Genomic DNA, 13,401 nt, shown 5'->3' with positions numbered 1-13,401 from the left:
GACGACTGGCCTGGTTTGGGGGAACCGCCATGTTTGAAAGCCTGATTGGCCTCGTCGCCATCATCGCGCTGTTCGTCATCATTTCACGCCAGCAGAGCCGTATCGGCCTGATCGAGCGCGAGCTTGGCGCGTTGCGCAGCCTCGTGCTTTCGGGCGCGCCTGTCCCGCCGCCGCAAGCCAAGGAACCGGCTGCAAACGACAGCAAACCGGCGGATGGCGCAATCCCGCCGGCGGCGGCAGCCGACATGGCCGCATCGCCAGGGGCCGAGACCGCAGCGGTCGCATCAGCCACAGAGGCAGAAGCCGATACCGCGGCGCCGTCCGCACCGGAGCCGGCGCAACCGGCGGCAGCGGCGAAAGCCGCCCGCCAATCCGACGTCGAAACGGCGCTCGGTACCCGCTGGGCGGTCTGGGTCGGCGGCATCGCGCTGGCGCTGGGCGGCCTGTTCCTGATCCGCTACACGATCGAGGCCGGCATTTTCGGGCCACGCGTGCGGCTTTTCATGGCGGCGGCACTTGGGCTGGCGCTGGTCGCCGGCGGCGAGTTCATCCGGCGCACCGGCTTCAAGGTCCCGGTGCAAGGTGCCGCCGGTGCCTATATCCCGGCGATCCTGACGGCGGCCGGCGCTTTCATCCTGTTCGGCACCGTCTACGCCGCGTACAGCATTTACGGTTTCATCGGCCCGGCGCTCGCTTTCACGCTGCTCGGCGCCATCGGGGTGGCGACGATCGCGGCAAGCCTGGTCCACGGTCAGGCGCTGGCCGGCGTCGGCCTGCTCGGCGCCATGGTGACGCCGCTACTCGTCGCCTCGCAGGCGCCCAATCCGTGGGCGCTGTTTGGCTATCTGGCGATCGTGCTCGCCGCCACCGGCGTCATTGCCCGCATCCGCGACTGGAGGCTCTTGATGGCCGCAGCCTTCGTCGCCACGGGCATCTGGACCATCTTCTACATGACCGAAGCGCCGGGGACGAACCTTTCCGTCATCCTCTTTATCGACGTGGTGACACTGGCCGTGCTCGCCTTCGTTTGGCTTGGCCGTCGCAGCGAAGCGGTCGCCGACACCGGCTTCGACTGGCCGTCGATCGCGCCGGGGTTCTTCGTCGCTCTTTCAGCGCTGGCCCTGTTCGTCGATCCGGTCTTTGCCGCCGCCGGCGATGCCTTGCAGGGAGCAGCCCTTATCGTAGCCCTGGTGGCGATAGCGCTCTACCGGCCGCGAGCGCTTGCACTGCTGCACGCCGCCGGGCTGGCGACGGTGCTGGTCTATCTCGGCATCATTCCGCCGACCACGGTCGCCGCCGATTTTTCGGGCGGCGCTCTCGGTGTCGATGGCGTGCCGGTTGTGGCGTCTGATGCCTTGATGCTCAGGATCGGCATCGCGCTGGGCCTGGTCTTCATCGGCGCCGGCTTTTGGGCAGCGCGCCGTTTTGCGGCTCCTGGCTGGCTGCGCGCCGCCACATGGACGGCCTGGAGCGCTGTCGCGCCACTGGTCATCCTGCTGGCGCTCTGGTTCACCTTCGGCAATCTCGACCGTGACCTTGCTTATGCGGCCGCAGCGGCCGTTTTGGTCGGGATCTTCGTCGCCGGCGGCGAATGGATAGCGCGCGGCGAAGCGCCGCCGCTGACCGGCGGCGCTGCCGTCTCCTTCGCGCTCGCCGGCGCGGCGATCGCCGGCCTGCTGATGCTGCACATGGCCTTTGGCTCCGGCTGGACAACCGTCCTGCTCGGAGCAGCCGCCGTTGTGCCGGCACTGGCGACGCGCTGGCGTAGCTATCCGGTGCTTGGCTGGATTTCGGTCGGTGCGGTGATCGCAGTGCTCGGCCGTGCCGCCTTCGACCCGACCATCGTCGGTGCCGAGTTCCTGTCGAAAACACCCGTGTTCAACTGGCTGCTGCTCGGATATGGCGTGCCGGCGCTCGCCTTCGGCTTTGCCGCCTGGCAACTCGCCCGCACAACCAATGGCCGGCCGCGCCTCGCCATGGAGGCCGGCGCCGCGCTGTTTGCTCTGCTCGCCGTTGCCATGCTGGTGCGTCATGCCATGCATGGTGGCGTCATCGACAGCGGCTCGATGACACTTGCCGAACAGGCGATTTATACGCTGATTGCCATCGGCGCCGGTGCAATCCTGGTCGCCATCGACATGCGCTCGCCAAGCTCTGTGCTGCGTTACGGCTCGATGGCTGCCGGGGTGCTCTCGGTCGCCTTCATCGTCATCCGGCATTTTGTGGTGCTGAACCCGCTGCTGACGGATGAATCGACCGGCGGCATTCCGGTGTTCAACCTTCTGTTCCTGGCCTATCTGTTGCCGGCAGTCGCGACAGGCGCACTGGCGCTCTATACCCGCGACAAGCGGCCGAAATGGTATGCGGCCATGCTTGCGGTTGTGGCGGCGGTGCTCGCCTTCGTCTATGCCACGCTGTCGGTCAGGAGGCTGTTCAAGGGCGAGTTCATCGGCCTGTGGAGCGGCCTCGGTCAGCTCGAGACCTATACCTATTCGGCGCTCTGGTTGGCCATCGGCGTGGTGCTGCTCACCGCCGGTGTCTGGCTGAAGTCGCAGGTGCTGCGCATAGCGTCTGCGGCGCTGATCGCGGTCGCCGTGCTCAAGGTCTTCGTCTTCGATATGTCGGAGCTGGAAGGCGTGTTGCGGGCGCTGTCCTTCATCGGCCTCGGCGCGGTGCTCATCGGCATCGGCTTGTTTTATCAGCGGCTGCTGACAAGGGCGGCGAAAGAAAAGCTCGAGACGAGCAATAGCTGACGATTTCAATTTGGCCGGGAATAAAGCTGGCATCGGCAGCGTTATTCAGTTGCTTGGGTGACCGGGGCGGCGGACCGCTTCGCGCTGGCCGCTTGCGCCGCGCCGCAAAGGCGCGTTCAATCACCACGGACAGGGGCTCCAGAACCAGCGGTCATGGACGAAAAGAAGGCAGCAATCCTTGGTGAAATACCGCGTTTGCGCCGCTATGCACGCTCGCTGTTGCGCGACCGCGATTCCGCCGACGATCTCGTCCAGGATTGTCTCGAGCGGGCGCTTGTGCGGCTCGACAATTGGCAGACAGGAGAAAGCCCCAGGAGGTGGCTGTTTACGATCATGCATCATTTGTTCATCGACCAGATGCGCAAGGTGAACCGGCGCGGCGAGGCGGCGATGCTGCCGCTCGAGGCAAGCGAGGCGCAGGCAGCACCCGCCGAGCAGGTCGAGAGCATCGCCTCGCGCGAGATCGTCGACGCGCTGCAGGCGATCAGCCCTGACCGGCGCGCGGCACTTGTGATGGTCGCCATCGAAGGGTTTTCCTATGCCGAAGCCGCCAACATCCTTGGGGTTCCCGCCGGCACCTTGATGTCCCGCATCGCGCGCGGGCGTGAGGAACTGCGCGCGCTGCTGGATGATACCGCGCGCCGCCGCTCGATAAGGATCGTCGAGAAATGAGCCGGCGCGATTTCTCCGAACGCGACATCCACATGGCTCTCGATGGCGAGTTGCCGGGCGACGAGCGGACGGCCTATGAGGCATGGCTCGAGGCCAATGCCGAGATGAAGGCCAAGAGTGCACGCTACGCCGCCGACCGGGCAGCATTGCGCGCAGCCTTTAACGGCGTGCTGGACGAACCCGTACCGGTGCGGCTGAACAAGGTGGTGCTTGGCGAGGCGTCGGTGGTCAGAGCGGCGCCGTCGCGCTCGCGTTGGTGGCTTGCGGTCGCCGCTGCCGCCATGCTGGTGATTGGCGGTGCTGGCGGCTATCTTGCCGGCATCGGCGGCCTCGGCCTGGAAAATACGGCCGAGGACCAGCTTGCCGAAGAAGCGATCGCCGCCCACGTCATCTATGCCGCCGAAAAGCGGCATGCGGTGGAAGTGCCGGCAAGCGACAAGGATCATTTGCAGAGCTGGTTGTCGAACCAGGTGGGTTTGAAGCTCGTCGCGCCGGATCTGGCAGCGCAGGGATTCCAACTGGTCGGTGGCCGGCTGCTGCCTGCCGGCCAGGGCAAGGCCGCGATGCTGCTTTACGAGGACGACAAGGGCGCGCGCATTTCGCTCTTCGTCACCGCCGAATCGGCTGCCAAGGCCAAGGGCACCTATGGGTCGGAAGAAGATGGTCCTGCGGCTGTCTACTGGCTGGACAAGGGTTATGGCTGCGCCGTCGTCGGCTCGCTGCCGCGCGAGCGGCTGGCCGCGGTGGCCAAGAGCGCCTATGGCCAGCTTCTGGCGGCCTTGCAAAGCTGAGCAGGATCTCATTTTTCCGGAGCCGCGCCGATGCCGAAACACGGAGGTCGCTCAAAGCCTTTGCGCGACCTGCCTGCTGTCAAAACTGTCACAATTCGGCCCTAATCGAGGTGCGATAGCGCTTGCTTAATGCTGGCACTTCGGCTGGTGTGACCGATGTTTAGACTAGGGTCGTTTCCACAACCCAATCGAGGTTTTCTGAGCCCGCATGCCTGCCGAGATTCGCAAGGCCCGCGCGTCCGACGTCGATGACCTCGCCGCCATCGAAAAAGCTGTTTTCTCGAGCGACCGCATTTCTCGCCGTTCCTTTCGCCAACTGATCGAACGCGACACCGCCGAACTGCTGGTTGGCGAAAGCGATGGCCGCGTCGCCGGCTATGCAGTCGTGCTGTTTCGCAAGGGCAGCGGCGTCGCGCGGCTCTATTCGATCGCCGTCGGTCCGTTTTTCGGCGGCCGTGGCGTTGGCCGCCTTCTGCTGGAAGAGGCCGAGACCGCTGCTTTCGAGCACGGCCGCATGATGCTTCGTTTGGAAGTCCGCGAGGACAACCCGCGCGCGATCCAGATCTACGAGCGGAGCGGCTACCGCAAGATCGGCCGCGAACCGGACTATTACGAGGATGGCGCCACGGCGCTGCGCTATGAAAAGACCTTGCGTGGCGACATTCCGGTCGCCACCGAAGTGCCGTTTTATCAGCAGACTTGCGAATTCACTTGCGGACCATGCTGCCTGATGATGGCGATGGCTTACTTCGGCCCCGGCTTCGTGCCGGACCCGGTGATGGAAATCCGGCTGTGGCGTGAGGCGACGACCGTTTTCATGATGTCCGGCCCCGGCGGCTGCGAGCCGTTCGGGCTGGCCGTCGCCGGCTATGAGAGCGGGCTTGCTGCTGAGATCTATGTCTCCTTCTACGGCGCGCTGTTCCTGCAGTCGGTGCGCAGTGAAGACAAGCGCCGGGTGATGGAACTGGCGCAGGTCGACTTTCGACGCCGCGCGGAACTTTACGGCATCCCGGTGAATTACCGTTCATTCGGGCTTGACGACGTTCGCACCGCGATCGCAGAGGGAAAACTGGTGCTGGTCCTGATCAGCGGCTTCCTGATGTTCGGCAAGAAGGTTCCGCACTGGGTATTGGCCATCGGTGACAACGGCGATCATATCCTGATCCACGACCCTTGGGTCGAGGACGAGCGGCAGGAGACGATCCTCGATGCTGCCAACATTCCCGTGCCTTACGGCATCTTCATGAACATGGCGCAATTCGGCCGCGACGGATTGCGCGCCGCCATCACTCTCGGAAAGCGCGACAGCCAATGACCTGGGTCATCCTTACCGGCCGGCAGAACGATCTCGACCAAGTGGCGACGCCGCACAAGATCATCACCAATCGCGACTACCTTGCCCATCCGGCACTGTTTCGCGGGCAGCGGCCCAAGGTCATCAACCTGTCGAACAATTACGGCTACCAGAGCCGCGGCTATTACGCCTCGCTGCTCGCCGGTTCGCGCGGCCATAAGGTCATCCCGACGGTCGAAACGATGATCGACCTGTCGGAGCGCAAGCTCTATGAGCACGCGTTGCCGGAACTCGAACTCGCACTCAACAAGTGCCGCAAGGACCTGGGCGGCGCTTTCCCGCAGAAGGTCTGCATCTTCTTCGGCATCGGACCGTCCAGGATCTGGGACCGCTTCGCCAAACTGCTGTTCGACTGGTTCCGTGCCCCGGCGCTTGAGGTCCACATCAGGGACAGCGCCGAATGGGCCTCGATCCGCAAGATTGGCTTCCATCCCCTGGCCAGGATGACCGAGGACGAGGAAACGCACTTTCTCCAGTGCCTGGAGACCTACACCAACCGCGAGTGGCGTGACACTAAGGGCCGCACGCCGGCGCGCTACACTTTCGCCACGCTGGTCGATCCGCATGAGGAACTGCCGCCGTCGGAGATTTCGTCGCTGCGCCACTGGGCCAAGATCGCTGAAAAGATGGGCGTCGAAATCGAGCCGATCACCAAGCGGGATCTGGCCAAGCTCGCCAACTACGACGCGCTGTTCATCCGCGAGACCACCTCGATCTCCAACCACACCTACCGCTTTGCCCGCCGCGCCCAGCAGGAAGGTATGCCGGTCATCGACGATCCGCTGTCGATGATCCGCTGCACCAATAAGGTCTATCTCAACGAGCTGATGACCTACAACAAGGTACCGGTGCCGCCGACGGTGATGATAGCCGGCATCTCGGATCTGGAAGTTGCGGCGCAGACGCTGGGCTTCCCCCTGGTGCTGAAGATCCCGGACTCCTCGTTTTCGCGCGGCGTCAAGAAATGCGGCACCTTCGAAGAGTTAAAGACGCTCGCAACCGAATGGCTGGAGGATTCCGACCTCCTGATCGCGCAAAAATTCATTCCGACGGAATATGATTGGCGCGTCGGTGTCCTCGGCGGCCAACCCTTGTTTGCCGTCCATTATCTGATGGCCAAGAAGCATTGGCAGATCGTCAATCATAAGGCCAACGGCAAGCCCGACCAGGGCGGCATCAAGACCTTCACCCTGAAGGAAGCGCCGGCCCATGTCGTCGAGACGGCGGTGAGCGCGGCGCGCTGCATCGGCGACGGCCTCTACGGGGTCGACCTCAAGGAGACCAGGGACGGCGTCTTCGTCATCGAGGTCAACGATAACCCCAACCTCGACCACGGCTGGGAAGACTCCGGCGAAAAAGACGAGGTCTGGGTGCGGCTGACGCAGTGGTTCCTGGAGCGATTGGACCGGCCGGGCCGATGACATCCGAATTGAGGGGAAAAAGATGCTGTTCTTCGTAACCGAGGATTTTCGCGGCTGCGACCGTAAGAAGATCTACCGCCGTTTCCGCGACCAGGGCCGCCTGAAGCCGGACGCGCTGCTCGTGCACCACAGCTGGATCGCAGCGGATATGAGCCGCTGCTTCCTGCTGGTTGAGGCCGATGACGTCACACTCCTGCAGCGGTGGGTCATCGAATGGGCGGATCTGGTCGAATTCGAGATCGTTCCCGTGGCGACGAACAAGGATACGGTGGAGGCGTTGAGCGGACATCTCTGACCTGCGCGCGCTTCGACGAGGTATATCCAGACATTGTATTGATGGCAGATGTCCAGGCTGAGCCGATGACTGGCTCGCCCGGCTGTCGCACTTAGCCGGATTGCCTGATCGTCGCGTTCGACTTCAGCAGCCGGTTGATGTCCGACGCTTTCGATGGCACGCCGATCAAATAGCCCTGGGCCTCGACGCAGCCCTCCTTTTGCAGGAATTCAAGCTGCGCTTCGGTCTCGACACCCTCGGCGGTGACGGTGATGCCCAGCTGTGCGCCAAGCCCGATGATGGTGCGCACGATCGCCGCGGTATCGCGACTGTCGATGTCACGGGTGAAAGAGCGATCGATCTTGATCTTGTCGACGGGAAAGCGCCTGAGGTAGCCGAGCGAGGAATAGCCGGTGCCGAAATCGTCCAGCGCTATGCGGACACCCAGATCGCGCAGCTGCCTCAGTGTCTTGAGCACCAGATCGCTCTCGTCCATCAGCACCGTTTCGGTGATTTCCAGTTCAAGCCGGTTGGCCGGCACGCCCGAGAACGCCAGCGCCGAGATGACGCTGCGGGCAAAGGTGCCGCTTTTGATCTGCACGGCGGAGACATTGACTGCGATGCGCAAAGGCGCCCAGCCTGCCGCGGTCGTGCAGGCTTTCCGCAGCGCCCATTCTCCAAGCGGCACGATCAGCCCCGTCTCCTCGGCGGCCGGAATGAAGTCGTCCGGACGCACCAGGCCGCGCACTGGCGAACGCCAGCGCATCAAGGCTTCGGCACCGACGATTTCGCCGGAGGCGATGTTCATGATCGGCTGGAAATCCAGCTCGAATTCCCGGCGCGACAGCGCCGCCCTGAGATCGATTTCGAGCGCCCGGCGCGCGCGCACCATCGCATCCATGGCTGGTTCGAAGAAACGGTAGAGGTTGCGCCCTTCGCTCTTTGCCCGATAGAGCGCCATATCGGCGTTTTTCAGCAAAGTGTCGGTGTCCTTGCCGTCATTCGGAAACAGCGCGATGCCAACACTGATGCCGACGCGCATGTCGTGTCGCTTGTCGCGAAACGGCTTTCCGATGATCTCGACGATGCGTTTGGCCAGTTTTTCCGCATCGCCCAGGCTTTTGAGATTGAACTGGATTATGACGAATTCGTCGCCGCCGAAGCGAGCGACAACGTCCGTTTCATTGCGCAGGCACCGTTGCAGCCGTTCGGCCACGCATTTCAGCAGCCAGTCGCCGGAAGGGTGGCCCCAAGTATCGTTGACCGCCTTGAAGTGATCGAGGTCGAGCGAGAATATCGCCAGCGATCCGTCTTTCATCTCGCTAAGGGCTTGGTCGAGCCGTTCGCGAAGCATCGAGCGATTGGGCAGGTTGGTCAGCGTGTCGTGATGCGCAAGGTGGGTCATGCGCTCTTCCACGCGCCTGCGCTCGGTCACGTCGTCGAATGTCGCGACCCAGCCGCCGCCGCTCATCGGCCGGCGTGCAACCAGCAGCGTTCTGCCATCGGCAAGATGGCGATGCGTTACGTGTGTTTTGCCCGCCCGCAGGCAGGCTTCGATTTGCGAAATTTCGCTGTCGGGGTCGAGCTTTGTGTAAATGCCCAGTTCCAGCAGCCGCTTAAAGGCATCACGGTGGCTCATGCCAAGCGGGAGGTCGGCCGGCCTGACATGGTAAAGTTCCAGAAAACGTTCGTTGCGCACGATCAGCTTGCCGTCCGCGTCGTACATCAAAAGTCCTTGCGACATGTTGGCAAGTGCCGCGTCGAAACGGCGGTGCTGCTCCTTCAACTCCTGCTCGGCGCGCCGTTGCTCGGTGATATCCTCGTAGATCGATACCCAACCGCCCGACGCCAGCGGCCGGTGCGAAATGTTGACGATACGCCCGTCTGCAAGCGTTTCCTCATAGGTGGAAGGTTTTGCCTGGTCGATATAGGGCTTGCGAATGGCATAGAGTTGCTCAGCGCTTTGCGAGGCGATGCCGATGTCCACGCTGTGCTGGAGGATGTCGAAAAACCGGATGCCGGGCCGTACCACGTCGGCGTCGAGGCGAAAGATGCTGATGTAGTTCCTATTGCAGATGATCATCCGTTCATCGGCATCGAACATGCACAGGCCATGCGACATGTTCTCGACCGCTGCCGAAAAACGCTCGTTCTGTTCGCGCAGTTCGTCTTCAATCCGTTGCGGCAGACCAACGCCTTTGACCCGTCGTCGGCGGACGGACGAACCTGCCTTGATACCGGCAACGGGCATGTAGCGCGCCTATGGACCGTGGTTAACCACGGCACTCTTGTCCTTGCCGGTTAATTTACCGTTTTCAGCCGGCTGGAACGGCAGTCTGGCGTCGCGACTTCTCGATCGCCGCAAACCGTTTGAGAAAGGCATTCTGCGCCCAGGTCACCGAGCGCGGCGTGACATCGAAGCGCTCGGCATTGAAGCCGCGCGGCCGGCCGAAGAACTCCGTCGCCTCTGCCGTTGAAAAACCCGCAAGCAGCGTCGCTTCGAAATAAGCGGCGATCTGATCCGCTCGCTTGATCTCCTTGCGCAGTCCCGCGTCGAGTTCCGCTGGCAGCGAAAAGCGCAGATGGATGGCGCGCTGCAGCCTGATCTCGCAGTCCCTGTAGCTGCCGCCCATCACGGACTTGAACGGCGAGATCATGTCGCCGATGACATATTCCGGCGCGTCGTGCAGCAGCGCCGCCAACCGCGCATCGGCGTCGGCATCCGGCACCAGCTCGCCGACAAGCGTTTCGACGAGCAGCGAATGCTGGGCGACCGAAAAGGCGTGCTCGCCTCTGGTCTGGCCGTTCCAGCGCGCGACGCGGGCAAGGCCGTGAGCGATATCTGAGATCTCGATGTCGAGCGGCGAGGGGTCGAGAAGATCGAGCCGTCGCCCGGACAGCATGCGCTGCCAGGCGCGCGGCGGCGCCCCGGCGCGATCGGCCGCCATCAGGCCTCCTCCGCGCCGACGGCTTCCAGCGGAAAGCTGAATTTCGCCCAGGGCGGGATGGTGAGCGACACGGCGACGTCGTCAGCCAGGATCGGCAGGCCGGCGTCGAACGCTGCCTTGACCCGGTCAATGCGGGCAATGGCGAGGCCTGTCGTGCCGGCGGTCGAGCCAAGCGTGCCGACAGGCCGCCCCTCCACGGTCAACTCTGCGCCCGAGGCGGGCAGGGAGCGTCCGGCCGAGACAATCAACACCCGGCGCCGGGCAGTGCCGCGATGCTGCATGCGCGAGACGACCTCCTGGCCGACATAGCAGCCCTTCTTGAAGCCGACGCCGCCGATCTCGTCGAGCAGCACGTCATGCGGAAACGCGTCGCCGAGCTGATAGTCGCTGCCGCTTTCGGCAATGCCATGGGCGATGCGAAAGGCTTGCCATGCGGCAAGGTCGCCTCCTTCTGCGGTGCCATCATAGAAGCGTTTGACGATAGTATCGACGAACCGTGCATCGGCAAACGGTGCTGATTCAAATTGCGAGGCAGTTGAAGCGCTTTCCCATAGGACGGTCACAACCGGCTGATCCAGCTTGGAAATTTGGACTTTGGCGCGCAATTTGTAGAGCGTCAGCCGGCGCATGAAATCGTCAGCGGTCTCGGCACGGCACTCGAGGCGGAAAGCATTTTCGCCGGCGCGCGAGATCAGGAAGTCGAACAGGACCTTGCCTTGCGGCGTCAGCAGGGCGCCGGGCTTTGCTTCGCTGCTGCCGAGCACGTCGAGGTCGGTGGTCAGGATGTTCTGCAAGAAGTGCTCAGCATCCGGCCCGGACACGGAAAGGAGTGCGCGATCTCTGAGCGAGGCAAAGGGCATGGTGGGAAAACGAGCCTGATCTTGCAAAACTGTCGGCCATTACGTAAGCCGCTGGCACTTCCCCCGCAAGAGACCTGATCCGCATGGCCCCCATCTACGATCTCATCCTGACAGGTGGCACCGTGGTCAACCACGATGGCGAGGGTTTTCGCGACGTCGGCATCAATGGTGGGCGCGTCGCTGCCATCGGCGATCTCCGCCAGGCGTCGGCCGGCGAGACAATCGACTGCCGCGGACTGCATATCCTGCCGGGCGTCGTCGATAGCCAGGTGCATTTCCGCGAGCCGGGACTGGAGCACAAGGAAGATTTGGGGACGGGCTCGCGGGCGGCGGTGCTTGGCGGCGTCACCGCCGTCTTCGAGATGCCGAACACCAATCCGCTGACCACCAGCGAGGCGACTCTTGCCGACAAGGTGCGGCGGGCCACCGGCCGCATGCATTGCGACTTTGCCTTCTGGGTCGGCGGGACCCGCGACAATGCAAAAGACGCCGGCGATCTCGAGCGGCTGCCGGGTGCGGCCGGCATAAAAGTGTTCATGGGCTCGTCCACCGGCGACCTGCTGGTCGAGGACGACGAAGGCGTTGCCTCGATCCTGAGGAACACACGCCGCCGCGCCGCCTTTCACTCCGAGGACGAGTTCCGGCTGCGCGAGCGGCTCGGCGAGCGCATCGAGGGCGATCCGTCCTCACATCCGGTGTGGCGCGACGAGATCGCCGCATTGCGCTGCACCGAGCGCCTGGTGCGCATCGCGCGCCAGGTCCGTGCCCGGATCCATGTGCTGCACATCTCGACCGCCGAAGAGATAGGCTTCCTCGAACAGCACAAGGATGTCGCGACTTGCGAGGCGACGCCGCATCATCTGACGCTGAGCGCAGATGACTATGCGCAGTTAGGCACGCTGATCCAGATGAACCCGCCGGTGCGCGCCGCGCGCCATCGCGAGGGGGTCTGGCAGGGCATTGCGCAAGGCGTTGTCGATGTCCTCGGCTCCGACCATGCGCCGCACACGCTGGCCGAGAAGGCAAAACCTTATCCGGCGTCGCCGTCAGGCATGACCGGCGTGCAGACTTTGGTGCCGATCATGCTGGATCATGTCAACGCCGGCCGGCTGACGTTGCAGCGCTTTGTCGACCTGACCAGCCATGGCCCACAGCGCATTTTCGGCATCGCCAGGAAAGGCCGTATTGCCGCCGGCTACGATGCCGATCTGACCATCGTCGACCTGAAGCGCCGCGAGATCATCGCCAACGCCCAGCAAGGCTCCAAGGCCGGTTGGACGCCTTATGACGGCAGGCAGGTGACCGGCTGGCCGGTCGGCACTATCGTTCGGGGCCGGCGCGTGATGTGGGAAGGCGAGATTGCCACGCCAGGCCAAGGCAGGGCGGTGGAGTTTTCCGAGGCGTTGGCGGGCTAAGCTCCCTGCCTCAATAAGGGCCAGGCCTGACCACTCAATCCCCAGCGACGAAGAACGTCCATTGCCCGGTCGGCGTGATGCCGACGCGGTAGAAGATGTAGGCGCCGAACTGCTTCATGTTGTCATAGTCGCTGGCAGTGACGATCTTGAATAACTCGACCCGCTGCCTGGCATCGAGCTTGTCCAACGGCAGGGCGAAAAAATACGGCCAGACGTAGAGATCCTGCGGCGTGCCTGCATCGACATGGACATAGCCGGCATTGAGCACCTCTTCCAGGATGGCGAGGATTTCCTGGCCTTCCGTGTCGCCCGAAAGCCCTTTCAGGAAGGCGATCGGGTCGCCCTCCATGTCGCCCAGCGACAATTGGGTCATCATGTCGCCCGTGCCGATCAGCGGCCGCAGTCTTTCGATGTCGCCGCTTTTGCACGCCTCGACGATCAGATCGTGCATGCGCCTGACCGGTTCCGGCAACTTGGCAAGGTCGTAAACGACTTCGGGCACAGGCGCGTCCGGATCGACATGCGGATTGGCCATGCCGCCATCGTCCGCTGGCCCTTTCGGTTCGGTTTGCCTTGGCTCGTCGGACGGAGTCGGCTGGCTGGCTGCAGGTGGCGTCGTGCCGAGCGGGCCGGGCATCGGCACGGTACTTCCGGGCGGCGACATGTCGCCGTCGGGCGGCGGCGTGACCGGCGAAGGCAGGTCTTCGCGCTTGATCTCGCTGAGGGCGTGAGCGGGGCTGCTCGCAAGAAACAGTGCAAGGGGAATCGTGGCGCAGGAGGCGATAAGCCAAATGCTGAGGACCAGGCCGCGCGGCTTGCCTGATATCGAAAAATTCACCGCCTGCTACTCCCTGGTTCCAGGCCCACTCATGTGCCCGGACATGATGTGCCCGGACATGATGTCCGGCGGCGC

11 protein-coding genes are annotated in these 13,401 nt (G+C 63.6%); 7 read left to right on the top strand and 4 right to left on the bottom strand.

The genetic code is table 11. The annotated features are described in order from the left end of the window. The first annotated feature begins 29 nt into the window (after positions 1–29). From NKH43_RS03945 to NKH43_RS03920, 6 genes are all read left to right on the top strand, one after another. Positions 30–2,753 carry a DUF2339 domain-containing protein gene (locus tag NKH43_RS03945; RefSeq protein WP_352856693.1) on the top strand — a complete coding sequence of 908 codons (2,724 nt, stop codon included), beginning with the start codon at positions 30–32 and terminating at the stop codon, positions 2,751–2,753. 153 nt (positions 2,754–2,906) lie between these two features. Next, positions 2,907–3,425 (top strand): sigma-70 family RNA polymerase sigma factor, encoded by a 519-nt coding sequence (locus tag NKH43_RS03940; RefSeq protein WP_023719875.1) that lies wholly within the window; start codon positions 2,907–2,909, stop codon positions 3,423–3,425. Beyond that, positions 3,422–4,216, top strand: a complete 795-nt coding sequence (locus NKH43_RS03935) for an anti-sigma factor family protein (RefSeq protein ID WP_352481851.1) — start codon at positions 3,422–3,424, stop codon at positions 4,214–4,216. Before NKH43_RS03940 ends, NKH43_RS03935 begins: the two co-directional genes overlap by 4 nt. Positions 4,217–4,424: 208 nt before the next feature. Next, a complete protein-coding gene (locus NKH43_RS03930) occupies positions 4,425–5,531 on the top strand; it encodes a peptidase C39 family protein (RefSeq protein ID WP_352856691.1) in 1,107 nt (368 codons plus the stop codon). Continuing rightward, complete coding sequence (locus NKH43_RS03925; RefSeq protein WP_023719872.1) at positions 5,528–6,991, top strand: RimK family ATP-grasp domain-containing protein; 1,464 nt, start codon at positions 5,528–5,530, stop codon at positions 6,989–6,991. The genes NKH43_RS03930 and NKH43_RS03925 overlap by 4 nt, the downstream gene beginning before the upstream one ends. 22 nt (positions 6,992–7,013) lie before the next feature. Next, positions 7,014–7,286, top strand: coding sequence for a DUF3303 domain-containing protein (locus tag NKH43_RS03920; RefSeq protein ID WP_352856689.1), 273 nt, complete (start codon positions 7,014–7,016; stop codon positions 7,284–7,286). Positions 7,287–7,377: 91 nt separating this feature from the next. Here the strand turns inward: NKH43_RS03920 and NKH43_RS03915 are convergent, their stop codons facing one another. The 3 genes from NKH43_RS03915 to ygfZ all read right to left on the bottom strand — a co-directional run bounded on the left by NKH43_RS03915 (position 7,378) and on the right by ygfZ (position 11,073). Then, entirely contained in the window at positions 7,378–9,516 is a 2,139-nt protein-coding gene (locus NKH43_RS03915; RefSeq protein WP_352856687.1) for a putative bifunctional diguanylate cyclase/phosphodiesterase, read from the bottom strand. Positions 9,517–9,580: 64 nt separating this feature from the next. Beyond that, the gene (locus tag NKH43_RS03910; protein WP_352588668.1) at positions 9,581–10,213 is read right to left on the bottom strand and encodes a YfbR-like 5'-deoxynucleotidase; all 633 of its coding nucleotides are present in this window, start codon (positions 10,211–10,213) and stop codon (positions 9,581–9,583) included. Then, positions 10,213–11,073 carry a CAF17-like 4Fe-4S cluster assembly/insertion protein YgfZ gene (ygfZ, locus tag NKH43_RS03905; RefSeq protein WP_352856685.1) on the bottom strand — a complete coding sequence of 287 codons (861 nt, stop codon included), beginning with the start codon at positions 11,071–11,073 and terminating at the stop codon, positions 10,213–10,215. The genes NKH43_RS03910 and ygfZ overlap by 1 nt, the downstream gene beginning before the upstream one ends. 83 nt (positions 11,074–11,156) lie before the next feature. Between ygfZ and NKH43_RS03900 the strand changes: the two genes are divergently transcribed. Next, positions 11,157–12,488 carry a dihydroorotase gene (locus tag NKH43_RS03900; protein WP_352788917.1) on the top strand — a complete coding sequence of 444 codons (1,332 nt, stop codon included), beginning with the start codon at positions 11,157–11,159 and terminating at the stop codon, positions 12,486–12,488. 34 nt (positions 12,489–12,522) lie between these two features. Here NKH43_RS03900 and NKH43_RS03895 read toward each other — a convergent pair whose 3' ends face one another. Next, a complete protein-coding gene (locus NKH43_RS03895; RefSeq protein WP_023719867.1) occupies positions 12,523–13,326 on the bottom strand; it encodes a hypothetical protein in 804 nt (267 codons plus the stop codon). Positions 13,327–13,401: the final 75 nt, after the last annotated feature.

This window comes from Mesorhizobium sp. M1163, from assembly GCF_040318415.1.
Lineage (GTDB): Bacteria > Pseudomonadota > Alphaproteobacteria > Rhizobiales > Rhizobiaceae > Mesorhizobium.
Note: the sequence above shows the minus strand (reverse complement) of the source record. Positions and strands in the feature narration are given on the sequence as shown.

Excerpts from the sequence above, each read along its gene's own strand:
- NKH43_RS03935 (WP_352481851.1), top strand. The coding sequence starts at position 3,422 with ATGAGCCGGCGCGATTTCTCCGAACGCGACATCCACATGGCTCTCGAT.
- NKH43_RS03930 (WP_352856691.1), top strand. The coding sequence starts at position 4,425 with ATGCCTGCCGAGATTCGCAAGGCCCGCGCGTCCGACGTCGATGACCTC.
- NKH43_RS03945 (WP_352856693.1), top strand. The coding sequence starts at position 30 with ATGTTTGAAAGCCTGATTGGCCTCGTCGCCATCATCGCGCTGTTCGTC.
- NKH43_RS03915 (WP_352856687.1), bottom strand. The coding sequence starts at position 9,516 with ATGCCCGTTGCCGGTATCAAGGCAGGTTCGTCCGTCCGCCGACGACGG.
- NKH43_RS03900 (WP_352788917.1), top strand. The coding sequence starts at position 11,157 with ATGGCCCCCATCTACGATCTCATCCTGACAGGTGGCACCGTGGTCAAC.
- NKH43_RS03940 (WP_023719875.1), top strand. The coding sequence starts at position 2,907 with ATGGACGAAAAGAAGGCAGCAATCCTTGGTGAAATACCGCGTTTGCGC.
- NKH43_RS03925 (WP_023719872.1), top strand. The coding sequence starts at position 5,528 with ATGACCTGGGTCATCCTTACCGGCCGGCAGAACGATCTCGACCAAGTG.
- ygfZ (WP_352856685.1), bottom strand. The coding sequence starts at position 11,073 with ATGCCCTTTGCCTCGCTCAGAGATCGCGCACTCCTTTCCGTGTCCGGG.
- NKH43_RS03910 (WP_352588668.1), bottom strand. The coding sequence starts at position 10,213 with ATGGCGGCCGATCGCGCCGGGGCGCCGCCGCGCGCCTGGCAGCGCATG.
- NKH43_RS03920 (WP_352856689.1), top strand. The coding sequence starts at position 7,014 with ATGCTGTTCTTCGTAACCGAGGATTTTCGCGGCTGCGACCGTAAGAAG.